Genomic DNA, 24,112 nt, shown 5'->3' on the forward strand with positions numbered 1-24,112 from the left:
CGCGGCCAGATGAAAACCGGTGCCGACAACAGCTTGATGCAGAACGGGTCCGCCGCACCGGCGGATGCGGCCCCGGCACAGGCGCTTCATGTCACCGTGAGCCGGCGCACCGTGCTGGGGGCCATGGGTGGCACCTTCGCCACCGCCCTTCTGCCCGCCATGGCCCATGCACAGGAAGATGGCGCGGCGGAGATTCCCGATACGGCCGGCGATGAGGGCGGCGCGGCACAGGCGCTGGAACGCCGCCATGGTCTGTCCTTTTTCGGCGATCTGAAATATCCGGAAAACTTCACCCATTTCGCCTATGTGAACCCGGATGCTCCCAAGGGCGGGCCGTTCTCGCAGGTCGGGTCCGCGGTATTCTACAACCAGACCTTCAACACCTTCGACACGCTGAACCCCTATAACCAGCGCGGCAATGGCGCTTTCGGCATCGAGCTGATCTACGATACGCTGATGAGCGCGGCGGGCGATGAGAAAAGCGCCATGTATCCGCGCCTCGCCAGTGCTGTGGAGGTGGCGCCGGACGGGCTGACCTATCGCTTCGTGCTGAACGAGACGGCCCGCTTTCATGATGGCACGCCCCTCACCTCGGCCGATGTGGTGGCCACCTTCGAGGCGCTGAAGGCGCATGGCTACGAGACCATCCGCATGGCGTTGCGGACGCTGAAAAGCGTGGAGGCCGATGGCGACCATGCGGTGGTGATGACCTTCGAGGCCGGCCGCTCCCGCAGCGCGCCCCTCACCGCCGCCGGCCTGCCCATCTTCTCGCGCGCCTATCTGGAAAAGCACCCCTTCAACCGCTCCTCGCTGGAACTGCCGCTCGGCTCCGGCCCCTACAAGGTGGCGCGGTTCGAGCCGGGGCGTTACATCGAATATGAGCGTGTGGCGGACTATTGGGGGCAGAACCTGCCCACCATGAAGGGGCGCTACAATTTCGGCACCGTGCGCTATGAGTATTTCCGCGACCGGATCGCCAGCCTCGAGGGCTTCAAGGCCCGCGCCTATCTGTTTCGCGAAGAGTTCACCGCCCGCGAATGGGCCACCCAGTATGATTTCCCCGCCGTGCGCGAGGGCCGCGTGAAACTGGCAACCCTGCCCAACAATGCCTTTTCCGGCGTGCAGGGCTGGTTTCTCAACACCCGCCGCCCGCAATTCTATGACCGCCGCGTGCGCGAGGCGATCAACCTGCTGTTCGATTTCGAGTGGACCCGCAAGAACCTGATGTATGACGCCTATGCGCGCACATCCTCCTTCTTCCAGAATTCGGACATGATGGCGCGGGGAGAACCCTCCCCGGCGGAAGTGCAGCTTCTGGAACCCTTCCGCGCCCGGCTGCCGGAAGCGGTGTTCGGCCCGCCATGGGTGCCGCCTGTCTCCGATGGCTCGGGTGAGGACAGGGCCCTGCGCCTGCAGGCGGTGGAACTGCTGAAGGCGGCGGGATACCGCTTCAGGGGGGGCAGGCTGGTGGATGGGAAGGACAAGCCCTTCACCATCGAGTTTCTGGATTTCAATGGCGCGATGGAGCGGCATCATGCCCGTTTCATCGGGCATCTGAAAAAGGTCGGCATTACCGCCACATTCCGTGTGGTGGACCCGGCGCAATACCAGTTGCGCCTCCAGAATTTCGATTTCGATGTCATCTCCCGCCGCTACAGCGTCTCGCCCTATCCGGGCGAGGAGTTGCGGGCCTATTTCTCCACCGAGGCGGCCCGCACGCCCGGCTCCTACAATGTGGCCGGCATTTCGGACCCGGTGGTGGACGCGCTTATCACCCAGGCCATTTCGGCCACCTCGGCAGAAGAGCTGACCACCATATGCCGGGTGCTGGACCGGGTGCTGCGCGCCAATTTCTACTGGATTCCCCAATGGTATGCCGAAAGCCACCGCATCGCCTATTGGGATGTGTTCGGCCAGCCGGCGGAAAAGCCCTTCTACGAGCTGGGCGCGCTGGATTGCTGGTGGAGCCGCCAGGGCAGCGATGCCATCCCGCATGAGACAACGCCAGTGGGCAGGGGCTGAACATGCCTGCAACCGCCCTTGTCCTGCATCGTCACGGCTGATCGGGAGACGTGATGTTCGCCTATATCCTTCGCCGCATTCTTCTCATGGTGCCCACCATTCTCGGCATCATGCTGGTGTCTTTCGTCATCATCCAGTTCGCGCCGGGTGGCCCGGTGGAACGGGTCATCGCCCAGATCACCGGGGATGATGTTTCCGCCACGGCCCGCATTTCCGGCGGCGGCAGCGACTTTTCCGGCCCGGCGGCGGCCATGCAGGGGGGCGGCGATACGGTCAGCTCCAAATATCGCGGCGCACAGGGGCTGGACCCGGCCTTCATCGCCGAACTTGAAAAGCAGTTCGGCTTCGACAAGCCCGCCCATGAACGCTTTTTCAAGATGATCACGGATTATGCGACCTTCGATTTCGGCCGCTCCTATTTCCGCGACATCACGGTAATTGACCTCATTGCCGAAAAGCTGGCGGTCTCCGTCTCGCTCGGCCTGTGGATGACGCTGATCACCTATGCCATCTCCATTCCGCTCGGCATCTCCAAGGCGATGCGGGATGGGTCGCGCTTTGATATCTGGACCTCGGCCGTTGTCATCATCGGCTATGCCATTCCCTCCTTCCTGTTCGCCATTCTGCTGATCGTGCTGTTTGCCGGCGGCTCCTTCTGGGATCTGTTCCCGTTACGCGGGCTGGTTTCGGAGAATTTCTGGCAGATGAGCTGGCCGGAGCGGATCCTCGACTATTTCTGGCATCTGGTGCTGCCCATCACCTCCATGGTGCTGGGGGCGTTTGCCACCATGACCCTGCTGACGAAGAACTCTTTCCTTGAGGAAATCCGCAAGCAATATGTCACCACCGCCCGGATGAAGGGCCTCTCCGAGCGGCGGGTGCTCTATGGGCATGTGTTCCGCAATGCCATGCTCATCGTCATTGCCGGCTTTCCGGGCGCCTTCATTGCCGCCTTCTTCACCGGCTCGCTGCTGATCGAGACCATTTTCTCGCTGGATGGCCTTGGCCTGCTCTCCTTCGAGAGCGTGCTGAACCGCGATTATCCGGTGGTGTTTGCAACGCTCTACATCTTCTCCCTCGTGGGGCTGATTGTCGGGTTGATCTCGGACCTCACCTATATGCTGGTGGATCCGCGGATCGACTTTGAATCGCGGGAGGTGTGAGGCGATGAGCACAACCGCATCCGCCCCCCAGACCGCCGCCACGGCCCCCGCCCCGGAAAAGCGCCACTGGCTTTCCCCGCTCAACCGGCGCCGGCTCACCAATTTCGTGCGCAACCGGCGCGGCTACTGGTCCTTCATCATCTTCTCGGTGCTGTTCGTGCTCTCGCTGAGCGCGAACTTCATCGCCAATGACAAGCCGCTGCTCATTTCCTATGAGGGGCACTATTATGTGCCGGTCCTCAAAGCCTATCCCGAGACCGATTTCGGCGGCGATTTCGAGACGGACGCGGATTATCGCGACCCCTATCTTCAGGATCTCATCAGGGAAAAGGGCGGCTGGATGATCTGGCCCCCCATCCGCTATTCCTATTCCACCCATAATCTGGATTTGCCGACGCCGGCCCCCTCCCCGCCCACATGGATGCTGAGCGAGGAACAGTGCCGGGAAGTGGCGGAGCGCAAGGGCGTGTCCGGCTGCTCGGGGCTGGAATACAACTGGCTGGGCACGGACGATCAGGGCCGCGATGTGCTGGCGCGCCTGATTTACGGTTTCCGCATCTCGGTGCTGTTCGGGCTCACGCTCACCATCATTTCCTCCATCATCGGCATCGCGGCCGGTGCCGTGCAGGGCTATTTCGGCGGATGGGTGGACCTCATCTTCCAGCGCGTGATCGAGATCTGGACCGCCATTCCCTCGCTCTATCTGCTGCTCATCATCTCCTCGGTGCTGGTGCCGGGCTTCTGGGTTCTTCTGGGCATATTGCTGCTGTTCTCATGGGTCTCGCTGGTGGGGCTGGTGCGGGCGGAATTCCTGCGGGCACGCAATTTCGAATATGTGCAGGCCGCCCGGGCGCTCGGGGTGGGCAATTTCACCATCATGACCCGCCACCTGCTGCCCAATGCCATGGTGGCGACACTGACCATGCTGCCCTTCATCATGTCCTCCTCGGTCATGACACTGACAGCGCTGGACTTTCTCGGCTTCGGCCTGCCTCCCGGCTCGCCCTCGCTGGGTGAATTGCTGGCGCAGGGCAAGAACAATATCCAGGCACCCTGGCTGGGCCTCACCGCCTTCTTCACCGTGGCCGTGATGCTGAGCCTGCTCATCTTCATCGGCGAGGCGGTGCGTGATGCCTTCGACCCGCGCAAGACCTTCGAGTGAGGGGGAAGACCATGACCAACACCTCCCCCGAGACCCCGCTGCTCTCCGTACAGGACCTCTCCATCGCCTTCCGTCGCGAGGGCAAGCAGGCGCTGGCGGTGAAAAACATCTCCTTCGACCTGCGCAAGGGCGAAACGCTCGCGCTGGTGGGAGAATCCGGCTCCGGCAAATCCATCACCGCGCTTTCGGTGCTGAAGCTGCTGCCCTATCCGGCCGCCAGCCACCCCAGCGGAAAAATCCTGTTCGAGGGACGCGACCTGCTGACCGTGCCCGAGCAGGAGTTGCGCGGGGTGCGCGGCAACCGCATCACCATGGTGTTCCAGGAGCCGATGAGCTCGCTCAACCCGCTGCACACCATCGAGAAGCAGGTGGGGGAGATGCTCATCCTCCATCGCGGTATGAGCGTTTCCGCCGCCCGCAAGCGCACGCTGGAACTGCTGCACGAGGTGGGCATTCCCAACCCGGAGGAGCGCCTTTCCTCCTATCCGCACCAGCTTTCCGGCGGGCAGCGCCAGCGTGTGATGATCGCCATGGCGCTGGCCAATTCCCCGGACCTGCTGATTGCGGATGAACCCACCACCGCGCTCGACGTGACCGTGCAGGCGCAGATCCTCAAACTGCTGAAGGAGCTTCAGGCCCGCCTTGGCATGGCCATGCTGTTCATCACCCATGATCTCAACATCGTGCGCAAGATCGCCGACCGGGTCTGCGTGATGCAGAAGGGCGAGATCGTGGAACAGGGCGGCGCACAGGAAACCTTCGACAATCCCCGGCATCCCTACACACAGGCCCTGCTGAAAGCCGAACCCAAGCCCGACCCTGCCCCCGCATCGGATGGCGAGGTGGTGCTGGACGCGCAGGATGTGAAGGTCCACTTCCCCATCAAAAAAGGCTTCTTCCGCAAGACGGTGGGCCATGTGAAGGCGGTGGACGGGGTCAGCCTCACCATCCGGCGGGGGGAAACGCTGGGTGTGGTGGGGGAATCCGGCTCGGGCAAGACCACGCTGGGGCTGGCGCTGCTGCGCCTCATTTCCAGCAGGAGCGGGCCGGTGGCGTTTCTGGGCCAGCGGATTGACGGCCTCGGCTTCAAGGCCATGCGCCCGCTGCGCCGGCAGATGCAGATGGTGTTTCAGGACCCCTATGGCGCCCTTTCCCCGCGCATGTCGGTGAGCGAGATCATTGGCGAGGGCCTGCTGGTGCATGAGCGTGCGCTTTCCGCCGATGCGCGCGAGCAGCGGGTGATCGAGGCGCTGAAGGATGTGGGCCTCGACCCGGAGGCCCGCCACCGCTATCCGCACGAGTTTTCCGGCGGCCAGCGCCAGCGCATCTCCATTGCCCGCGCCATGGCGCTGGAGCCGGCCTTCGTGGTTCTGGATGAACCCACCAGCGCGCTCGACATGATCGTTCAGGCCCAGATCGTCGATCTGCTGCGCGCGCTCCAGCGCAAGCGCGATCTGGCCTTCATGTTCATCACCCATGATCTGCGGGTCGTTTCGGCGCTGGCGAGCCATATTCTGGTGATGCGGGGCGGACAGGCCGTGGAATATGGCCCGGCGCGCGATGTGTTCGAGACTCCGAAGCAGGATTACACCCGCGCCCTATTCTCCGCCGCCTTCTCGCTTGAAACCGCTGAAAGCGGTGTGGTGCGCCAATGAAGCCGGTCTCCGATAGGCCCGCCCAGCCCTTCCCCCGCCCGCAGGAAGAGGCCATGCGGGTGGAGGTTTCAGCCCCCACCCTTCTGGCCGGCGGCTACCGGCGCTATGAGCGCTTCGAGGTGACCCTCCATCCGGCGGAAGGTCCGGCCCTGAAGCAGGAGCGCGATGTGCTGCGCGCCGGGCGCACGGTGGGCGTTCTGCCCTATGATCCCGCACGCAATGCCGTTGTGCTCATTCGCCAGTTCCGCTTGCCGGCATGGCTGATGCTGGGCCCGGAACAGGGCGAGCTGGTGGAGATTGTCGCCGGCGGGCTGGAAGAGGGTGAGGTGGCGGAACATGCGGCCCTGCGCGAATGCGCGGAGGAAACCGGCCTGACGCCATCACATCTCGTGCCCATGCTGCGCTTTCTGCCCACGCCGGGCATCATAGATGAATATGCCAGCTTCTTTCTGGGGGTGGTGGATGCCACCCATCTGCCCGAGCGCGGGGGCCTTGCCGGGGAAGCCGAGCTGACCCGCCCCTTCCTGCTGCCGGTGGATGAGGCCATCGCCCTGCTGGGGCAGGACATGTGCAGCAATGGCTATCTCATCATCGCCCTGCAATGGCTGGCGCTCAACCGCGCCCGCCTGCCGGAGCTGATCGCCGCGCCGGCACCGTCATCCGGCACATGAGCGGAGGGGGCCTGCGGCTCCCTTCCACCACGGCACTTCTTCACCATGGCACTTCTTCACCATGGCACTTGCCCGATGCAAGACCTGACACCTATCATGCCGTGAAACCGCACCATGGCAGGGCACCGGCACCGTTCCGGGCCTGCGGATGTCTCCCGCCCCGCTTCCCTGCCTCACCAGAAAGACAAGGATCCCCGGCATGATGACGCGCCGCAGCCTAGTTCCCGCATTGTTCGCGCTCTGCGCCACCCTTGGCCTGCAAGCCGCCGCCAGTGCGCAGGAGATCCGCGCGGCCGGCCCGGAAGTGCAGACCTCCATCACTCTTGGCACCGGCCCTGCCGATACCAGCACGGTGCACTATGATTGCGGGCAGGCCGGCACGCGTGATGTCACCTATGTCAACGCCCCGCCCAATGCGCTGGCGCTGCTGGCGGTTGAGGATGGCACGCGCCTCTTCACCACCACCATCAGCGCTTCCGGTGCGCGCTATATTTCCGGCCCGTTCGAATGGTGGAGCAAGGGCGGTGAGGCAACCTTGCGCAATCTCACGGCAGGTGCGGAATCCGTTCCGCTGATGACCTGCAAGGCCATTCCCGCCACCGACGCCACAGCCAAATAGGCCGTCCCTACCGGCTCCCGTCTTTCATCACACCGCCGGTGGCGCCTTCAGCCGGGCGCCACCGGCAAGAGGTGGAGGGCCTTTGGCCCGTCCAGGCAGGCCCTTCGCCCGCTCTGGCCTCCGCCATATCTCCCGCCACATCGCTTCATCCGGCCCACCCCGCCCGCCTCAACGGGCTGACCCGAGAACTGCCCCCATGCTCTCGTCCTTCATGGGCATCGCGGTGATCATCCTGCCGATTTTCGGCATGATCACCATCGGCTATGGCTCCGCGCGCATCGGACTGCTCAGCGACAAGGCGACGGACGGGCTGGCGGAATTCGTCTTCAACCTTTCCGTCCCGGTTCTCATCTTCAAGACCCTGAGCGAGGCCCGCCTGCCGGATGCCCAGCCCTGGGGCTACTGGATCTCCTATTTCGCCGGGGCCTTCCTCGTGTTCGGCCTGGCCATGCTGGCCGCCCGCAAGCTGTTCGGGCGCAGCCATGAAGAGGCGGTGATCCATGGCTTCACGGCCGGGCAGGCCAATACGGTGTTTGTGGGCCTGCCGCTCATTCTGAGCGCCTATGGGGAGGCAGGCGCGGTGCCGCTGTTCCTGCTTCTGGCCATCCATCTGCCGGTGATGATGGTGGCCGCGACCCTGATGATGGAGGGCGGGGCCGGCCTGTTCCGCCGTTCCACCCAGATGCGCCTGCTGCGGACCCTGGCGCTCAACCCCATTCTCATCGGCATTTATGCAGGTGGCATCGCCCAGCTCACGGGTCTTCACGCCACCGGGCTTGCCGGGCAGATGGTGGATCTTCTCAGCGCCGCCGCAAGCCCCTGCGCGCTGATCTCGCTGGGGCTGTCCCTGCGCCATTACGGCATTGCCGGGGATATGCGCCAGCCCGTCCTCATCAGCTTCCTCAAGCTGATGGTGCATCCGGCGGCGGTGTTCCTGCTGACGATGATTTTCCCCATGCCGCCGGCATGGGCGGGGGTGGCGGTGCTGTTCGCCGCCATGCCGTGCGGCATCAATGGCTATCTGCTGGCGCGCCGGCATGGGCTGGCGGTGAATACGGCCAGCAGCGCCGTTTCGCTCTCCACCGGGCTTTCGGTCTTTACCGTCGCCCTGTGGCTCTATGTGCTGGGGGTGGGCTGAACAGAGGCGGGCAAGCCCAGCATGGAGCGCACATCCGCGCCGCTCATGCCCTGATCACGCAACACCTTCAGGCTGGTCGAATCCCGGCTCTTGGAGAGTTTGCGTCCCTGCTCATCCAGAATGAGCCGGTGATGGTGATAGATCGGGGACGGCAGCCGGAGCAGATGCTGAAGCAGCACATGCACGCTGGTGGCGGCCTTCAGGTCCTGCCCGCGAATGACATGACTGATGGATTGCATCGCATCATCCACCACCACCGAGAGATGATAGGAGGTGGGTGTATCCCGCCGGGCCAGCACCACATCTCCCCATGCCGCCGGTTCCGCGACAAGAGGCGTGCCGGAAGCACATGCGGGAGAAAGACTGTCCAGTTCATGCCAGAAGAGCGCACCACCCGAATGCCCCAGCGCCGCCGCCATATCCAGCCGCAGCACGAAAGGCTCACCCGCCGCGCGGCGCTGTCTGCGCACCGCATCTGAAAGATCGGTACGGCTGAAGGGATAGAGCGGCGCGCCATCGGGGTCCCGCGGGGCCGGGCGCCCGGTGCGCGCCTCATGCTCCGCCACCTTGCGGGCAATTTCGGCCCGGCTCTCGAAACAGGGATACACCAGCCCCATCCGTTCCAGCCGCTCAAGGGCGGCGGCATAGTCCGCGAAATGCGCGCTCTGGCGACGGGGCGCATCTGCGGGGACAATGCCCAGCCAGGCCAGATCCTCACCTATGGCCTGCTCATATTCAGGCCGGCAGCGTGTGGTGTCGATATCCTCGATCCGCAGCAGAAAGGTGCCATGGGCCGCGCGGGCCGCATCGGCATTCAGCAGGGCGGAGAAGGCATGGCCCAGATGCAGCCGGCCATTGGGGCTCGGGGCAAAACGGCAGATGAAGGCAGACATGATCAGCCCTAGACCGGCCAGCGCAGGAAGGGGCCGTGCGGCATGGGGGAATGGCAAATGGAGTGGCCCTGCATCATGCCCACACCATAAAGCATTTCACGACAAAAAGGAGAGCACCCCCTTCAGAAGAAGAGGCGTCCCCTGCATGCCAACATGGCCATGCCATGAATGCACATCTTATATGCACAAAGCGCATATCAAAGCTGGCGAGATACAACCTGTACGCATAATATGTGACAGTTCACCCGCGCCTCCTCGCAGCCCATGGAACATGCCTCATGCCGCTCAACCGGGATACGACGTCACTTCTGGATGGTCCCCGCCTGCCCCCGCGTCATGGCGGACCAGCCGACAGCCTTGTGGTTCTGTTGCACGGCTATGGCGCGGATGGCCGGGACCTGATCGATCTGGGCGAGATCTGGGGCGAGGAGCTGCCGGGGACGGCCTTTGTCTCCCCCCATGCGCCCGATCCGTGCAGCGAGGCTCCCATTGGCCGCCAGTGGTTTCCCCTGCATGCGCTGGACCCGCACGAGCTGGCGCGCGGCGTGGATGAGGCCGCCCCCATTCTCGCCCGCTTTCTGGATCTGGAACTGGAGCGGCACAATCTCGGCCCGGACCGTCTGGCGCTGGTGGGCTTCAGCCAGGGCGGCATGATGGCGCTGCAGATGGGCCTGCACATGCCGAAGGCGCCGGCGGGGATCATCGCCTATTCCAGCCTGTGGAGTGGCATTGCCCATCCCCCGCCCGCCCCCTTCAGCGCGCCCCCGCCGGTCCTGCTGGTGCATGGCGGGGTGGATGAGGTGATTCCATCCGATGCGCTTTTTGCCTCCGCCAACGCCCTCACCGCCGCCGGCGTGCCCGTGCAGTGGCACCTGAGCCCGGACCTGCCCCATGGCATTGATACGGAGGGGATTTCACGCGGCGGCGCATTTCTGGCCGATGCCCTCGCCGCCCCCCGCCCCTGATGCCGCGAAGGGCTTTCACACAGAAGGCTTCACAAGAATGACACGCGACATATAGAATATCGCAGCGCGGCGGAAACGCTCCATGGCGGACCCATGGAAGATGGCGGGGAGTCTTGTCCTTGACCACGGCGATATCACAAGGGGCCTGGCCGGCCCTCGTTCTCAATGCGGACTACCGTCCGCTGAGTTACTATCCCTTGTCCATCTGGTCCTGGCAGGATGCCATCAAGGCGGTGTTTCTGGACCGGGTGAACATTGTCGAATATTACGACACATATGCGCGCAGTCCCGGCTTCGAGGTGCGCCTGCCCAGCGTGGTCAGCCTGCGCACCTTTATCCGGCCCGCACGCCAGCCCGCCTTCACCCGCTTCAATGTCTTCCTGCGAGACCGCTTCTCCTGCCAGTATTGCGGCTCCCGCGAGGATCTCACCTTCGATCACCTGATCCCGCGCTCCAGGGGCGGGCAGACAACCTGGGAAAATGTGGTGGCGGCCTGCTCGCCCTGCAATCTGCGCAAGGGCAGTGCCATGCCGGGCGATATCGGCATGTGGCCGGCGCAAATGCCCTATCCCCCGTCGGTACAGGACCTGCACCGGAATGGACGGCAGTTCCCGCCCAATTATCTGCATGAAAGCTGGCTGGACTATCTCTATTGGGATACCGAGCTGGAGCCGTGAACCGGCAACGCGGCCATCAGATGCGCTGCTGGCTCACCGCGCCCCAGCCGGCAATGAGCGCCAGAGCGGCGGCGATCAGCACATTCCAGCCCGCCATGGAAAGGCCAAGGAATGCCCATGGAGCCTCATCGCAACGCGGCACGCGCGTGGTGCCCAGAGCCTCCAGAATATTTCCGGTCACAACAGGCACACCGCCCGAGCAGGCTGTCGGCCCTGGCCAGAAGTGCCATTCCACCCCGGCATGATAGCCGGCCAGAACCGCATTTGCAGCCAGCCCCAGCGCCAGAAGGCCCAGCAAGAGCCGCCCAAGGCCCCTGTAACCCGCACTGAGCAGAATCAGGACGAGAATCGCAACAGGCACGCCGATATAATAGGCGATGCGCTGGTCGAGGCAGAGCGGACAGGGGGCAAGGCCCACGACAAGCTGGAAATACCATGCCGCCGCAAGCGCGAAGGTACATCCAAGCGCGACCAGAAGCGCGCTCGCAGCCGTGAGGGAATAGGACAAACGGGGACCTGCGCTCACACCAACCTCCAGAGCCGAGCCTGTATCGGGCCCATGATGCCGCACATTGCTGCGGGGCAAAAGGGCGCCTCTCCAGAACCCGTATCGCACGGCAATTCAACGCCGCAAAGCGGTGAAAATCCGCATGTCATTGAGAGAATTGACATCATTCCGTTATTTTGAGTCTTTCTTATTCACCCTGGGGAACTGGCGCATATCCATCATTTGGAGTATATGTTGTTTGTCGTGTTCGGAGGCATTCGCATCTGGAATTCTCCTAAACGGCAGCCCTGATCACACAGCTTCATCGGATTGCGGCCCGAAATGAACGAAATGACCCGACCCCGCGCCACCTTTGGCATCCCCCTTTCGGCGGACACCGAGGAACTCATGCTGCCTGTTGCCCAGCTGCGTGATATTTCCGTAGCCCGGCGCACGGGTTGCCCGTTCCATGACGTGCGCGAAATGCTGCGTGAAGTGGGCCTGCGCCCCACCCGCCAGCGTCTTGCGCTCGGCTGGCTGCTGTTCGCCAAGGGCGACCGGCACGTGACCGCCGAAATCCTGCACGAGGAAGCCATCAAGGCACGCTTCCCCGTCTCGCTCGCCACCGTCTACAACACGCTGCACCAGTTCACGGAAGCGAAACTGCTGCGCGAAGTGGCCGTTGACGGGTCCAAGACCTATTTCGACACCAATGCCTCCGACCATCATCATTTCTACCTCGAAGGGCAGAATGATCTGATCGACATCCCGGCCACGCAGGTGCATCTGGACAAGCTGCCCGAGCCGCCGGAAGGCTATGAGATTGCCCGTGTGGACGTGGTCGTCCGCCTGCGTCGCAAGAAGGCCTCCTGAGGCCCGCGCGCACCACAGGTTTCAGTTCAAGGATACGCGCCGCCCTGCCGCAGGGGCTGGCGCGTATTTTTTTGGCCAGCCCCTGCGCTTTCATGTCTGCGCGTGCGCCTTCACGCACACCGGCCCCCATGTGGCCCCTCCCCCTCCCGGAGGCATGATCCCCCATCATCTGTGTCCAAATGTGCTATAGTGCGCCCAGACACGGCCTATGGATGATGAGGATTGCCCCATGCGGCCCCTTCCGCCACCCGCATCGCACCACATATCCCCTGCCCCTTCGCCCCGGGCGCAGGAGAGCTGGCTTGCCCAGCACTGGCCTGTGCTTGGCCTTGCCGGGTTTGGCGCGGCATTACTGCTCATTGCCGCCCTGCTGTGGAGCCGCTACGGAACAGCGGTCTTCTTTGATGTGCTGAATGCAGGTCTGGCCGCCTGTCTCTGAGCGCCCCCGAGGCCGGAAGGTTCGTAATGTCCAGCTCCCCCCGAAAGAGCGCCCGCCCGGCAGCCCGCAGCAAGGTTCTGCCCCTGTTTGCAGCATTTGCGGCCGGGGCGGTTCTGCTGGTGGTGGTGGTGACCATGCTCCTGCCCTCCAGCGGCACGAATGGAACATCCGCCGGCATTGGCGGGCCTTTCCAGCTCGTGGACCAGAATGGGGAAAAGGTGAGCGAGGCCAATCTGGTGGGCAAGCCGTCTCTGGTCTTCTTCGGCTTCACCCATTGCCCGGACATCTGCCCGACAGCCCTGTTCGAGATGACGGAGATCTTCAATGCGCTGGGGCCGGATGCAGACAAGGTGCAGGCTTTTTTCGTCACGGTGGACCCGGAGCGGGATACGCCTGAGGTTCTGAAGGACTATCTCTCCAGCTTCGCCCCGCAACTGCGCGGCCTGAGCGGCACGCCCGAGCAGGTGGACCGGATCTCGAAAGCCTACCGGGTCTATGCCCGCAAGGTGCCGCTGCAGGATGGCGACTACACCATGGACCATACGGCCTCCGTCTATCTCATGGACAAGACCGGCGCCTATGTCGCTCCCTTCAATGCCAAGCGCGCACCCCAGGATGCCGCGCAGGATCTGCGACGTTATTTCTGAGCGGCCTTGTTTTTCACCCCTCCGGGGCCCCATGCCGATGCTTCACGCCTTCGCTGCCTTGCCGCGGGCGGCGTGTTCTTCTATGAGGCTGGGACAGCCTTTCAATTGACAGATATCGAGATTTCCCATGGCGAAAGTGTTCAAGCCGAAGGCCCGGCTGCCCCGTGGCCTTGCTGACCGCAGCGGCGCGGAGCTTTCCGCCACCCATTCCATGCTGGAGAAGATCCGCGCCGTTTATGCCCTCTACGGGTTCGAGGCGCTGGAAACCCCTGTGCTCGAATATACCGATGCCCTCGGCAAGTTCCTGCCCGATCAGGACCGGCCGAATGAAGGCGTGTTCTCGCTGAAGGATGATGACGAGCAGTGGCTCTCGCTGCGCTATGATCTCACCGCCCCGCTCGCCCGCCATGTGGCCGAGCATTATGAGACGATTCCCAAGCCGTTCCGCTCCTATCGCGCCGGCTATGTGTTCCGCAACGAAAAGCCCGGCCCGGGCCGCTTCCGCCAGTTCATGCAGTTCGATGCCGATACGGTGGGCGCGCCCGGTGTGGCCGCCGATGCCGAGATCTGCATGATGGCTGCCGACACGCTGGAAGCTGTGGGCGTGCCGCGCGGGGATTATGTCATCCGGGTCAACAACCGGAAGGTTCTGGATGGGGTGATGGAGGTCATCGGCCTTGGCGGTGATGACAATGCCGGCCGCCGCCTGACGGTTCTGCGCGCCATCGACAAGTTCGACAAGTTCGGTCTGGAGGGTGTTTCCCTGCTGCTCGGCGCGGGCCGCAAGGATGAGAGCGGAGACTTCACCAAGGGCGCGGGGCTGGATGCAAGGCAGAGCGCCGTTGTGCTGGCCATGCTTTCGGGTGAGAGCGGCCTGTCCGCCGATGGCGATGGGGCGCGCCTTGAGCTGGGTGGCGATGTGGAAATGGCAGCCAGCCTGCTCAACAATGCCGCCTTCCAGGAGGGCATGGCGGAGCTGCGCGAGATCGCCGCTCTGGTGGCCGCCGCCGGCTATCAGGACCGGGTGAAGATCGACCCCTCCGTGGTGCGCGGCCTCGAATATTATACCGGTCCGGTCTATGAGGCCGAGCTGACCTTCCAGATCAAGGATGATGAAGGCCGCCCCGTGCGCTTCGGCTCGGTTGCCGGCGGGGGGCGTTATGACGGGCTGGTGGCCCGTTTCAAGGGCGAGAAGGTGCCGGCGACCGGCTTCTCCATCGGTGTCTCGCGCCTTCTGTCCGCGCTGGCGGCACTGGGCAAGCTGGATGTGGCGGCGGAAATCGGGCCGGTCGTGGTTCTGGTCATGGACAGGCAGCCCGAGCGGATCGCCGATTACATGAAGATGGTCTCGGACCTGCGGGCCAACGGTATCCGTGCCGAAATGTATATGGGCGGCGGGGGCATGAAGCCGCAGATGAAATATGCTGACCGTCGCGGTGCGCCGGCCGTCATCATTCAGGGCTCCAACGAGAAGGAGGCCGGCGAGGTCCAGATCAAGGATCTGGTGGAGGGTGCGAAGATCGCCGCTTCCATCGCCGACAATGCCGAATATCGCGCCGTGCGCCCGGCCCAGTTCGCGGTGAAGGAAAGCGAGCTGGTGGAGGCCATTCGCGGCGTGCTGGAACGCCGCGCCGAGCCGACCCTCGGGCTGGACGACTGATCTTCGGCCTTACCCGAAAGGGGCCTGATGCATCACCAGCGTCTCAGGCCCTTTCCCGCCCGTGATACGAAAACGCCCGCACGGCTCTGGCCGGTGCGGGCGTTTCCATTTCCGGGCCCGGCCTGCCTCAGGCTTCCCCGCGTCCCTTCAGGATCGTCAGGAGCGGGTTGGGCTTGGGGGCCTCCACACGCTTGAGCGTGTTCGTGTCATGATGATTGAAGGCCGGCTCCTTGCCGCGGATGGCAAGATCCGTGCGGGTCAGATAGGTCCAGCTTCCATCCTCATTGAAGGTGATGTCGATGCGGTAATAATCCGTGCGGAAGGCTTCATCGAGGAAGGGGGAAGAGGAAATGCCGAAGCGCACATCCCCGCGCCGGGCTTCCACGAAGATGCTCTTGTCATCGGCGGATGCCTTGCCGCCGGCCAGAACCACCTGCCCGCGCGGAATCGCGATGGTCTGCATGATGACCCCGGTGGCCGGTTCCCACAGCCAGTAGCCGACCTGATCATGGAAGGTGGCATCTTCATCCGGAGTGGTGATGTTGATGTGATAGCGCAGCCCATAGAGAAGCTGCGGACCATTGGTCTGCGGATCAATCGGGTCCATCCGCACGCGTTCGATGAACTTGCGCTGCTCCGGCCCATCCGCCTTGGGATTGACGTCAGTGCCGTGCGCGGATTCCCAAACGCCGGCCAGACGACGCAGCGGGCCGAGACTGGCCAGGGTATCCGGCGAGAAATCTTCCGGCTCGGTGAAAATGTCTTCAGGGAGAGTTTTGTGCATGAAACACCCGCTTGGCATGGACCTTCATCGGGATACCGCCCCCCTCCGGCCATTACAAGACTGAGCGGCACAAGATAAAAGCGTTCCGAAAATCCGTCGGGGCCGGATCATGCCGGGGCGGTGCGGCCGATGGAGGCCCGGCCATATGAAGGGGGGCTGGAAAGAGGGATAATCCGGCCGGAACAGGCCCGGCCGGGTCCATCACTCTTCGACGTTTTCGCCCAGCACTTCTTCGGCCGTGAAACCATAGTTCCGGCCGCAGAATTCGCAGGTCACGCTCACCGTGCCATCCTCATGCACCATGGCCTCCTGCTCGGAGCGGGAGAAGGCCGCCAGCACACCGGCCACCCTCTCGCGGGAGCAGGAACAGTGCGAAAGCACGGGTGTCACATCATAAACGCGCACGCCGCCTTCATGGAACAGGCGGAACAGCAGCCGCTCGCTGGAGAGCGTATCGTCCAGCAGTTCCACATCCTCAAGCGTGCCGAGCAGGGAGCGGGCCTCGATCCAGGCCTCGTCCACCTGCCCATCATCCCCATTCTGCGCCTCCAGCGCATCACCGGAGGGCAGGTCCGCCATGCGGGAACGGGAAGCATCCTGCGGGAAGAACTGCACCAGAAGCCCGCCGGCCCGCCATGCCGAGGCATTCCCGCCGGCCCGCATTTCCTCGCCCACGGCCAGACGCACCAGGGTGGGAATCTGCTCGGACTGGCGGAAATATTCATGCGCCGCCGTTTCCAGCCCGCTGCCATCCAGCGCCACCACGCCCTGATACCGGTTGGTCGAAAGCCCCTGATCAATGGTCATGGCCAGATGGCCGCGCCCCAGCAGGGCGGCGGGCGTGGCCTCGCCCTTGCGCTCGGCTTCCGCCAGCGCATCGGCATCATAGCGGGCATAGGCGCGGATCTTGTCGGGAGCGACGAAGTCCGCCACCACCATGTTCACCGGGCCATCGGTCTGCGTCTGCAGAATGAAGCGCCCCTCGAACTTGAGGGAGGAGCCGAGCAGAACCGCCAGCGTCACCGCCTCGCCCACCACCCGCTTCACAAGGGCGGGATAGTCATGATGCGCGAGCACCGCATCCAGGGTGGACCCCAGACGCAGGGCACGCCCGCGCACATCCAGCGCATCCACCTGAAAGGGCGTGACGATATTGTCCACCACATCCGCATTGGCCTTGCGGGTGCGCGGGCCCTCGCCCGGGGCGGCGGAAGCGCCTGCCGCATGGGCTCTTGCGCTCCCCTGCGCCTTGGCGCCCTCATCCGCGCCGGATGAACCGGCAGCCTTTTTCCTGTCAGCGCTCATGAGGCAGTCTCCTCATTCTCCCGCCGCATTGAAGCACCAGGCCAGAACGCCCTTTTGTGCATGCAGGCGATTTTCCGCCTCATCAAACACCACCGATTGCGGCCCGTCCATCACTTCGCTGGTCACCTCCTCCCCGCGGTGGGCGGGAAGGCAGTGCATGAAGATGGCATCGGGGTTGGCAAGGCGCATCAGATCGCCATTCACCTGATAGGGGGCGAGCAGCTTGTGGCGACGCTCGGCCTCCTTGTCGCCCATGGAGACCCAGGTATCGGTGAGGATGCAGTCCACCCCTTCGGCCGCGGCCTTCGGGTCTTGCGTGAAATGCACCTTCGCACCGGTGGCGGCGACGAAATCCACCATGTCCTGTCGCGGGGCGAACTCGCGCGGTGTGGCGACATTCAGCGTGAAATCGAACCGCTCGGCGGCATGGATCCATGAGGCGAGCACATTGTTGGAATCGCCCACCCATGCCACGGCGCGTCCATTGATCTGCCCCAGATGCTCCTCGAAGGTCATCAGGTCCGCCATCACCTGACAGGGATGGGAGACGCGGGTCAGGCCATTGATGACCGGGATGGAGGCATATTCCGCCAGCTCCAGCAGCGCATCATGATCCAGAATGCGGATCATGATGGCATCCACGAAGCGGGAGAGCACGCGGGCGGTGTCCGCAATGGTCTCCCCCCGGCCCAGCTGCATCTCCGCGCCGGTGAGCATGATGGTCTCGCCGCCCAACTGGCGCATCCCCACATCAAAGGACACGCGCGTGCGGGTGGAGGGCCTGTCGAACACCGTGGCGAGGATCTTCCCCGTCAGGGGCTTTTCCTGCTCGCCCTTCCGGAAACGGGCCTTGAGGTCCTTCGAGAAGTCCAGAAGCCGGCGCAGTTCCGCGGCCGACAGTTCCGTCAGGTCAAGAAAATGACGCAATCCGCTTTCCATCCCCATTATTCGGCGCCCCCCTGCACCACAGCACCAGCCGCCTCCAGCCGCCGGCACACGGTCTCGATCTTGTCGACCGCGATATCCGCTTCCTCAATACTCACGACGAGCGGGGGCAGCAGACGCATCACATTGTCACTCGCCGCGGGAGCCAGCAGCCCCTCGCCCCGCAGCTGCGTGATCATTTCACCCACCGGCACGTTCAGCTTCAGGCCCAGCAGCAGGCCCTTGCCCCGCACCTCGGCCACAATGGCCGGATGATCGGCCACCAGCTTTTCCAGCCGGGCGCGCAGATGGGTGCTGACCGCATTCACATGGGCCAGGAACTCATCCTTCAGGATGACATCAAGAACCGCATTGCCCACCGCCATGGCCAGCGGATTGCCGCCATAGGTGGAGCCATGCGTGCCCAGCGTCATGCCCTTGGCGGCCTTCTCGGTGGCAAGGCAGGCTCCCATGGGGAAACCGCCGCCAATGCCCTTGGCCACGGCCATGATATCCGGCGTGATGCCCTCCCATTCATGGGCGAAGAGTCGGCCGGTACGGCCCACGCCGCACTGCACCTCATCCAGCACCAGAAGCAGGCCCTTTTCATCACACAGGGCGCGCAACTGCTTGAGGAACCCTTCCGGGTGAACACGCACGCCGCCCTCGCCCTGTACCGGCTCCAGCAGGATCGCGCCGGTGCGCGGGGTGATGGCCGCGCAGACCGCCTCGATATCGCCGAAGGGCACATGGGTGAAGCCCGGCATATTGGGCTCGAAGCCTTCGAGATAGGCCGGGTTGCCGCCCGCCGCGATGGTCGCCAGCGTGCGCCCGTGGAAAGCCCCCTTGAAGGCGATGATCTGGTTCTTCTCCGCATCGCCATTGGCGAAGTGATATTTGCGGGCCATCTTGATGGCGCATTCCAGCGCCTCGGCGCCGGAATTGGTGAAGAACATGGTATCGGCGAAGGTGGCGGCACAAAGCCGCTCGGCCAGCCGCTCACCGCCGGGAATGCGGAAAATGTTGGAGATGTGCCAGAGCTTCTCGGCCTGGCCTTCCAGCGCCTTCACCAGATGGGGATGCGCATGGCCCAGCACGTTCACCGCGATGCCGGCGGTGAAATCCAGAAAACGTCGCCCGTCCGTCGTGACGAGCCAGCAGCCCTCTCCCCTCTCGAATTCGAGGTCGATGCGCGCATAGGTCGGCAGAACGGCGGTGATCACGAGACCCTCCTGGGGTGCCTGGATGCCCCTCCTCACGGGGCTGGATGGAAAACGGAACAGACAACGCGGCCGGAAGATCCGTCCTGGACGGCAGCCGCGCATGTAAGAACCAACAAGGCACAAACTAAAAAGGGCCGCCCCAGCGGGGGACGGCCCGACATTGAAATTCTAATGATCACACGCGCGAGGTCAACAATTCTTGACAGGCCCCGATACGCAAAACGCGGACAAGGGTTGCCGAAACGGCAATTCACCCCCCGCGCGCGCCGGCGGCAGAACCCGCAGGACGGGCGTGTGAAGGAAATGCTCGCAAGCAACTGGGGAAAACGCTAATGATTCGTTAACCGGGCCTGTTCCCGCAGCCGGGCATATTGTAGCTTCGCCGCTGCTACCTACGAGATGTCGTGTATCACCACCTCGCGGTAACAAGAGATTGTGAAGCTGCACTACAGCCCGAGATGCCGGGCCCGGTGGCCGGGTTCTCGTTCCGCCTGCAAACCGGCGGATGAAACGGCCATAGTGATGACCCGAGCCGTGTGCGATCCGGCCGGGACTGATGATGCGGCAATTGGAGATGAGCGATGAGCTGGACCGACGAGCGCGTCGAACTCCTGAAGAAGCTGTGGAGCGAAGGCCTCTCTGCAAGCCAGATCGCAGGTGAACTGGGCGAAGTCACCCGCAATGCGGTGATCGGCAAGGTGCACCGCCTGGGTCTTTCCGGGCGTGCGAAGTCGGTTTCCGCCCCTCCCGCGCGGCCCCGTGGCAAGACCCGGCCTGAACAGGCGGTGGAGCAGGAGCTCGAGCAGGAACAGATGGAGCAGCAGGAACAGCCTGTTGCTCCCCAGCGTCCGGTGACGCAGGGCAATGTGGCCCTTGCGCCCGTGCTGGAGGATATGGTGGAGGAAGCTCCCGTCGCCCGCATTGTCGAGGACAATGTGGTGCCCATGGGTCAGGGCTGCACCATCATGAGCCTCACCGAATATACCTGTCGCTGGCCGATCGGCGAGCCGGGCAGCGAAAGCTTCCACTTCTGCGGCGCCCGCTCCACGCCCGGCGTGCCCTATTGCGCGCACCATGCCCGCATCGCCTATCAGCCGGTGCAGGATCGCCGCCGCGATCGCCGCCTCGCCTATCTTTGAGGGCTGCGGCCTTTTCCGACGCGAGACAGCGTCATCCCAATTTCCCAAACGGGGCGCCTGGCGCCCCGTTTTCTGTTTGCGCCCCACCATCCGCCGCAAACAACCTTTCGGACGTTGCCCGTGCATAAAAAACAGGCATCATGGGTGGCCTGTGCGGCTCAACCTGTCTGCCTGCCCCTCCTTCACAGCACCGACACGCCCGGTAGAGATGCCCCCATGTCCCGCAGTTCTGATATTCTCCTGACGGCGCTTGCGCCTGTCATCTGGGGATCCACCTTCTATGTGACGACGGAATTCCTCCCCAGGGACTATCCCCTCACGACCGCCACCCTGCGCGCCTTGCCGGCCGGCCTGCTTTTGCTGGCCTTCACGCGCAAGCTGCCATGGGGAGTGTGGTGGGTGCGCAGCTTCATTCTCGGGGCGCTGAATTTCTCGATGTTCTGGGGCCTGATGTTCTATGCCGCCTACCGGCTGCCGGGAGGTGTCGCGGCGACACTGGCCAATTTCCAGCCGCCCATCGTCATCATCCTCTCCTATTTTCTGCTGAGCACGCCGATCCGCCTGTGGTCCATACTGGCTGTGCTGGCGGGCATTTGCGGCGTGGCCCTTCTGGTTGCGACGCCCAGCACGGCGCTGAACCCTTCCGGTGTGGCCGCCGGCCTGATCAGCGCGGGTTCCATGGCGGCCGGCCTCGTGCTCAGCCGGCGCTGGATGCCGCCTGTCTCGCTCACCACCTTTGCCGCCTGGCAGCTCACGGCCGGCGGGCTGCTGCTCGTGCCCTTCGCGCTGCTGCTGGAGCCGCCGCCGGCCACCATCACCCTGCACAATGTGATGGGCATTGGCTGGCTGTCCGTGTTCGGAGCCGCGCTGACCTATATTCTGTGGTTTCGAGGCATTTCCCGGCTGGAGACGGCCGTGGTGTCCTCGCTCGGCTTTCTCAGCCCCCTCACCGCCGTGCTTCTGGGTTGGGGTCTGCTGGGGGAGGCCCTCAGCGCCGGGCAGATTGCCGGCGCCCTGCTCGTCATCAGCAGCATCTGGCTGAACCAGCGCGTGCAGGCCGAGCCCGTGCCGGACATCACGGCCTGACCTTCCTGTTCGCGCGGGCCGGCGGCGGAGCAGAGCAGCGCCTCAGCCCCGTGCGAACATCTCGTTGAAGGAATAGCCCGCCCCGCGCACCGTGCGGATGGGATCGGACTGGCGCCCGCGATTGATGGCCTTGCGCAGGCGGCCGACATGCACATCCACCGTGCGCTCGTCGATATAGACATCCTGTCCCCAGACCCCGTCCAGCAACTGCTCGCGGGAGAAGACGCGGCCGGGGCTCTGCATCAGGAATTCCAGCAGGCGGAATTCGGTCGGCCCGAGATGGACCTCGCGCCCGGCCCGGTGGACACGATGGGTTTCACGATCAAGCTGGATGTCTCCGGCCCGCAACAGCGTGGCCACATGCTCCGGCTTGGCCCGGCGCAACAGGGCGCGCACGCGGGCCAGCAGCTCGGGTACGGAGAAGGGCTTCACCACATAGTCATCCGCCCCGGTGGAAAGGCCGCGCACACGCTCGGTCTCCTCCCCGCGGGCGGTGAGCATGATGACAGGCAGGCGCTGTGTTTCCGGCCGGCTGCGCAGGCGACGGCACAGTTCAATGCCGGAAAGGCCGGGCAGCATCCAGTCGAGGATCACCAGGTCCGGGACCGTTTCGCGCAGCCGCGTCTCGGCCTCGTCGCCCCGGTCCACGCTCTCCACACCATAACCTTCCGCTTCAAGATTGTAGCGGAGCAACAAGGTGAGGGGCTCCTCGTCCTCGACGATCAGAATTTGCGCCGCCACTGTTCACATCCATCTTGCGGCCTGCGCCCGAATGTGCCGCCCCGGGAGGGCGCGGGACAATTCCGGCTGGCAGGGAAAAGATGCGCGGTTCAAGGCCTCTGAAGGCCCCGCGCGCACAGGCCGGAGGCCCGCCGGCATCCCATCGAGATGCAGGGCGGGCCATGAGCCGGTTTGACCACCTCCCGAGGGGAGGTCAGCCCTTCACGCCCGTTCCGGGAAACACCACAGTGGTGTCGCTGGAAGCATCCGCCTTGGGGCGGCTTTCCGGCAGAACCTCGCCGGTGACCATGTAATAGACGATCTCCGCCACATTGGTGGCGTGGTCGCCCATGCGCTCGATATTCTTGGCGCTGAACAGAAGATGAGTGCACACCGAGATGTTGCGCGGATCTTCCATCATATAGGTCAGCAGCTCGCGGAACAGCGAGGTGTACATGGTGTCGATGGCGCCATCGCGGCCCCATACTTCCAGCGCCTTGGCATCATTGCGGCCGGCATAGGCATCCAGCACTTCCTTGAGCTGCTCCAGCACCAGATCGGAGATATGCTCCACGCCGCGCACCAGCTTCTGGGGCTGATACTCTCCCTCGATCGCGATGACGCGCCGGGCGATATTCTTGGCCAGATCACCGATCCGCTCGATATCATTGGCGATGCGGATCGCGGCGACGATCTCGCGCAGGTCCCCGGCCACCGGCTGGCGCTTGGCGATGATGAGGACGGCCTTCTCCTCGATGTCACGCTGCACCTGGTCGATGCCGGCATCCAGCATCACCACCTTCTGCGCCAGCGCCACATCGCGCTTGATGAGCGAGGTGACGGAATCCGCCACCAGACGCTCGGCCTTGCCACCCATTTCCACAACGGCGCGGCTGATTTCCTTCAGTTCGATATCGAAGGACGTAACGATATGATCGGGCATCTCCATTTGTCCTTCTCCCTCAGCCGAAGCGGCCGGTGATGTAATCGCGCGTCTTGATTTCCTTCGGGTTGGTGAAGATCACGTCCGAAGGCGCCACCTCGATCAGCTCGCCCAGATAGAAGAAGGCGGTGTTGTCGGCGCAGCGCGCGGCCTGCTGCATGTTATGCGTCACGATCACGATCGTGAACTCGCGCTTGAGCTCGTCGATCAGGTCCTCGATCTTGGAGGTGGAGATCGGGTCGAGCGCGGAGGTCGGCTCGTCCAGCAGGATCACCTCGGGGCGCACCGCAATGGTGCGGGCGATGCACAGGCGCTGCTGCTGGCCACCCGACATGCCCAGCGCCGAGGTGTTCAGCCGGTCCTTGGTTTCTTCCCAGATGGCGGCCTTGCGCAGGCACCATTCCACGCGCTCATCCATCTGCGCCTTGTTGAGGCGCTCATGCAGGCGCACGCCGAAGGCGATATTGTCATAGATGGACATGGGGAAGGGCGTGGGCTTCTGGAACACCATGCCGATGCGCGAGCGCACCACGGTGGAATCCAGCTCCTTGCCGACGATGTTCACACCGTCAAACATGACCTGCCCCTCGGCGCGCTGGCCGGGATAGAGGTCATACATGCGGTTGAACACGCGCAGGAGGGTGGACTTGCCGCAGCCCGAGGGGCCGATCATCGCCGTCACGCGCTTTTCGGGAATATCGAAATTGATATTCTTCAGGGCGTGGTTCTGCCCGTAATAGAATTGCAGGTTCTGCACCTTGATCTTCGTGGCCGCGGCGGCAGCGCCCGGCTTGGCGGCCACGGAAGAGGAGATATTGAAGGTGGGATCGACCGCAGAAGTCATCTGAGCCTCACTGAACTTTCTTTTGCCCGGCCATGTCAGAGGGCCTTGGGGGCACGAGGATGGTGCGAACCCG

24 protein-coding genes are annotated in these 24,112 nt (G+C 63.9%); 15 read left to right on the plus strand and 9 right to left on the minus strand.

The features are described from left to right. Window positions 1–9 precede the first annotated feature (9 nt). The 7 genes from ACT6QG_RS14050 to ACT6QG_RS14080 all read left to right on the plus strand — a co-directional run bounded on the left by ACT6QG_RS14050 (window position 10) and on the right by ACT6QG_RS14080 (window position 8,430). Window positions 10–2,022, plus strand: coding sequence for an extracellular solute-binding protein (locus tag ACT6QG_RS14050; protein WP_444978184.1), 2,013 nt, complete (start codon window positions 10–12; stop codon window positions 2,020–2,022). Window positions 2,023–2,075: 53 nt separating this feature from the next. Then, window positions 2,076–3,185 carry a microcin C ABC transporter permease YejB gene (locus tag ACT6QG_RS14055; RefSeq protein WP_444978185.1) on the plus strand — a complete coding sequence of 370 codons (1,110 nt, stop codon included), beginning with the start codon at window positions 2,076–2,078 and terminating at the stop codon, window positions 3,183–3,185. A gap of 4 nt (window positions 3,186–3,189) precedes the next feature. Then, complete coding sequence (locus ACT6QG_RS14060) at window positions 3,190–4,347, plus strand: ABC transporter permease (RefSeq protein WP_444978186.1); 1,158 nt, start codon at window positions 3,190–3,192, stop codon at window positions 4,345–4,347. Between the two features lie 11 nt (window positions 4,348–4,358). Further along, window positions 4,359–6,002 (plus strand): ABC transporter ATP-binding protein, encoded by a 1,644-nt coding sequence (locus tag ACT6QG_RS14065; protein ID WP_444978187.1) that lies wholly within the window; start codon window positions 4,359–4,361, stop codon window positions 6,000–6,002. Then, window positions 5,999–6,673: an NUDIX domain-containing protein gene (locus tag ACT6QG_RS14070; RefSeq protein ID WP_444978188.1), complete on the plus strand. Its 675-nt coding sequence runs from the start codon at window positions 5,999–6,001 to the stop codon at window positions 6,671–6,673. The genes ACT6QG_RS14065 and ACT6QG_RS14070 overlap by 4 nt, the downstream gene beginning before the upstream one ends. A 199-nt stretch (window positions 6,674–6,872) precedes the next feature. Beyond that, on the plus strand, window positions 6,873–7,292 hold the full coding sequence (locus ACT6QG_RS14075; protein WP_444978189.1) for an MliC family protein: 420 nt from the start codon (window positions 6,873–6,875) through the stop codon (window positions 7,290–7,292). 196 nt (window positions 7,293–7,488) lie between these two features. Further along, window positions 7,489–8,430, plus strand: coding sequence for an AEC family transporter (locus ACT6QG_RS14080; RefSeq protein ID WP_444978190.1), 942 nt, complete (start codon window positions 7,489–7,491; stop codon window positions 8,428–8,430). Here ACT6QG_RS14080 and gluQRS read toward each other — a convergent pair. Beyond that, window positions 8,409–9,323 (minus strand): tRNA glutamyl-Q(34) synthetase GluQRS, encoded by a 915-nt coding sequence (gene gluQRS / locus ACT6QG_RS14085; RefSeq protein WP_444978191.1) that lies wholly within the window; start codon window positions 9,321–9,323, stop codon window positions 8,409–8,411. The genes ACT6QG_RS14080 and gluQRS overlap by 22 nt on opposite strands. Window positions 9,324–9,601: 278 nt before the next feature. Between gluQRS and ACT6QG_RS14090 the strand changes: the two genes are divergently transcribed. Further along, a complete protein-coding gene (locus ACT6QG_RS14090) occupies window positions 9,602–10,288 on the plus strand; it encodes an alpha/beta hydrolase (protein WP_444978192.1) in 687 nt (228 codons plus the stop codon). Between the two features lie 119 nt (window positions 10,289–10,407). Beyond that, on the plus strand, window positions 10,408–10,965 hold the full coding sequence (locus ACT6QG_RS14095) for an HNH endonuclease (RefSeq protein WP_444978193.1): 558 nt from the start codon (window positions 10,408–10,410) through the stop codon (window positions 10,963–10,965). 16 nt (window positions 10,966–10,981) lie between these two features. Here the strand turns inward: ACT6QG_RS14095 and ACT6QG_RS14100 are convergent, their stop codons facing one another. Then, window positions 10,982–11,491, minus strand: coding sequence for a disulfide bond formation protein B (locus ACT6QG_RS14100; protein WP_444978194.1), 510 nt, complete (start codon window positions 11,489–11,491; stop codon window positions 10,982–10,984). A 303-nt stretch (window positions 11,492–11,794) separates the two neighbouring features. Between ACT6QG_RS14100 and irrA the strand changes: the two genes are divergently transcribed. The 4 genes from irrA to hisS all read left to right on the plus strand — a co-directional run bounded on the left by irrA (window position 11,795) and on the right by hisS (window position 15,071). Beyond that, window positions 11,795–12,325: an iron response transcriptional regulator IrrA gene (gene irrA, locus ACT6QG_RS14105; RefSeq protein WP_444978195.1), complete on the plus strand. Its 531-nt coding sequence runs from the start codon at window positions 11,795–11,797 to the stop codon at window positions 12,323–12,325. Window positions 12,326–12,554: 229 nt separating this feature from the next. Further along, window positions 12,555–12,764 (plus strand): hypothetical protein, encoded by a 210-nt coding sequence (locus ACT6QG_RS14110; RefSeq protein WP_444978196.1) that lies wholly within the window; start codon window positions 12,555–12,557, stop codon window positions 12,762–12,764. A 26-nt stretch (window positions 12,765–12,790) separates the two neighbouring features. Continuing rightward, window positions 12,791–13,411 (plus strand): SCO family protein, encoded by a 621-nt coding sequence (locus ACT6QG_RS14115; protein ID WP_444978197.1) that lies wholly within the window; start codon window positions 12,791–12,793, stop codon window positions 13,409–13,411. A 127-nt stretch (window positions 13,412–13,538) separates the two neighbouring features. Beyond that, entirely contained in the window at window positions 13,539–15,071 is a 1,533-nt protein-coding gene (gene hisS / locus ACT6QG_RS14120) for a histidine--tRNA ligase (RefSeq protein WP_444978198.1), read from the plus strand. A gap of 127 nt (window positions 15,072–15,198) precedes the next feature. On the opposite strand, the gene ACT6QG_RS14125 is transcribed toward hisS, so the two are convergent. From ACT6QG_RS14125 to ACT6QG_RS14140, 4 genes are all read right to left on the minus strand, one after another. Then, window positions 15,199–15,855, minus strand: a complete 657-nt coding sequence (locus tag ACT6QG_RS14125; RefSeq protein WP_444978199.1) for an FABP family protein — start codon at window positions 15,853–15,855, stop codon at window positions 15,199–15,201. A gap of 201 nt (window positions 15,856–16,056) precedes the next feature. Next, a complete protein-coding gene (locus ACT6QG_RS14130) occupies window positions 16,057–17,160 on the minus strand; it encodes an Hsp33 family molecular chaperone (protein WP_444978200.1) in 1,104 nt (367 codons plus the stop codon). Window positions 17,161–17,172: 12 nt separating this feature from the next. Continuing rightward, window positions 17,173–18,099: an ornithine carbamoyltransferase gene (gene argF, locus ACT6QG_RS14135; RefSeq protein WP_444978303.1), complete on the minus strand. Its 927-nt coding sequence runs from the start codon at window positions 18,097–18,099 to the stop codon at window positions 17,173–17,175. A gap of 5 nt (window positions 18,100–18,104) precedes the next feature. Continuing rightward, window positions 18,105–19,307 (minus strand): aspartate aminotransferase family protein, encoded by a 1,203-nt coding sequence (locus ACT6QG_RS14140; protein WP_444978201.1) that lies wholly within the window; start codon window positions 19,305–19,307, stop codon window positions 18,105–18,107. A 581-nt stretch (window positions 19,308–19,888) separates the two neighbouring features. On the opposite strand from ACT6QG_RS14140, the gene ACT6QG_RS14145 reads away from it, so the two are divergent. Next, window positions 19,889–20,446: a GcrA family cell cycle regulator gene (locus ACT6QG_RS14145; protein ID WP_444978202.1), complete on the plus strand. Its 558-nt coding sequence runs from the start codon at window positions 19,889–19,891 to the stop codon at window positions 20,444–20,446. Window positions 20,447–20,662: 216 nt separating this feature from the next. After that, window positions 20,663–21,532, plus strand: a complete 870-nt coding sequence (locus ACT6QG_RS14150) for an EamA family transporter (protein WP_444978203.1) — start codon at window positions 20,663–20,665, stop codon at window positions 21,530–21,532. A gap of 42 nt (window positions 21,533–21,574) precedes the next feature. Here ACT6QG_RS14150 and phoB read toward each other — a convergent pair whose 3' ends face one another. The 3 genes from phoB to pstB all read right to left on the minus strand — a co-directional run bounded on the left by phoB (window position 21,575) and on the right by pstB (window position 24,039). Next, window positions 21,575–22,273 carry a phosphate regulon transcriptional regulator PhoB gene (phoB, locus tag ACT6QG_RS14155; RefSeq protein ID WP_444978204.1) on the minus strand — a complete coding sequence of 233 codons (699 nt, stop codon included), beginning with the start codon at window positions 22,271–22,273 and terminating at the stop codon, window positions 21,575–21,577. Between the two features lie 193 nt (window positions 22,274–22,466). Next, window positions 22,467–23,195: a phosphate signaling complex protein PhoU gene (gene phoU, locus ACT6QG_RS14160; protein WP_444978304.1), complete on the minus strand. Its 729-nt coding sequence runs from the start codon at window positions 23,193–23,195 to the stop codon at window positions 22,467–22,469. A gap of 19 nt (window positions 23,196–23,214) precedes the next feature. Then, window positions 23,215–24,039 (minus strand): phosphate ABC transporter ATP-binding protein PstB, encoded by an 825-nt coding sequence (gene pstB, locus ACT6QG_RS14165; protein ID WP_444978205.1) that lies wholly within the window; start codon window positions 24,037–24,039, stop codon window positions 23,215–23,217. Between the last annotated feature and the right edge of the window lie 73 nt (window positions 24,040–24,112).

This window comes from Haloleucobacter ellipsoideus, assembly GCF_052491725.1.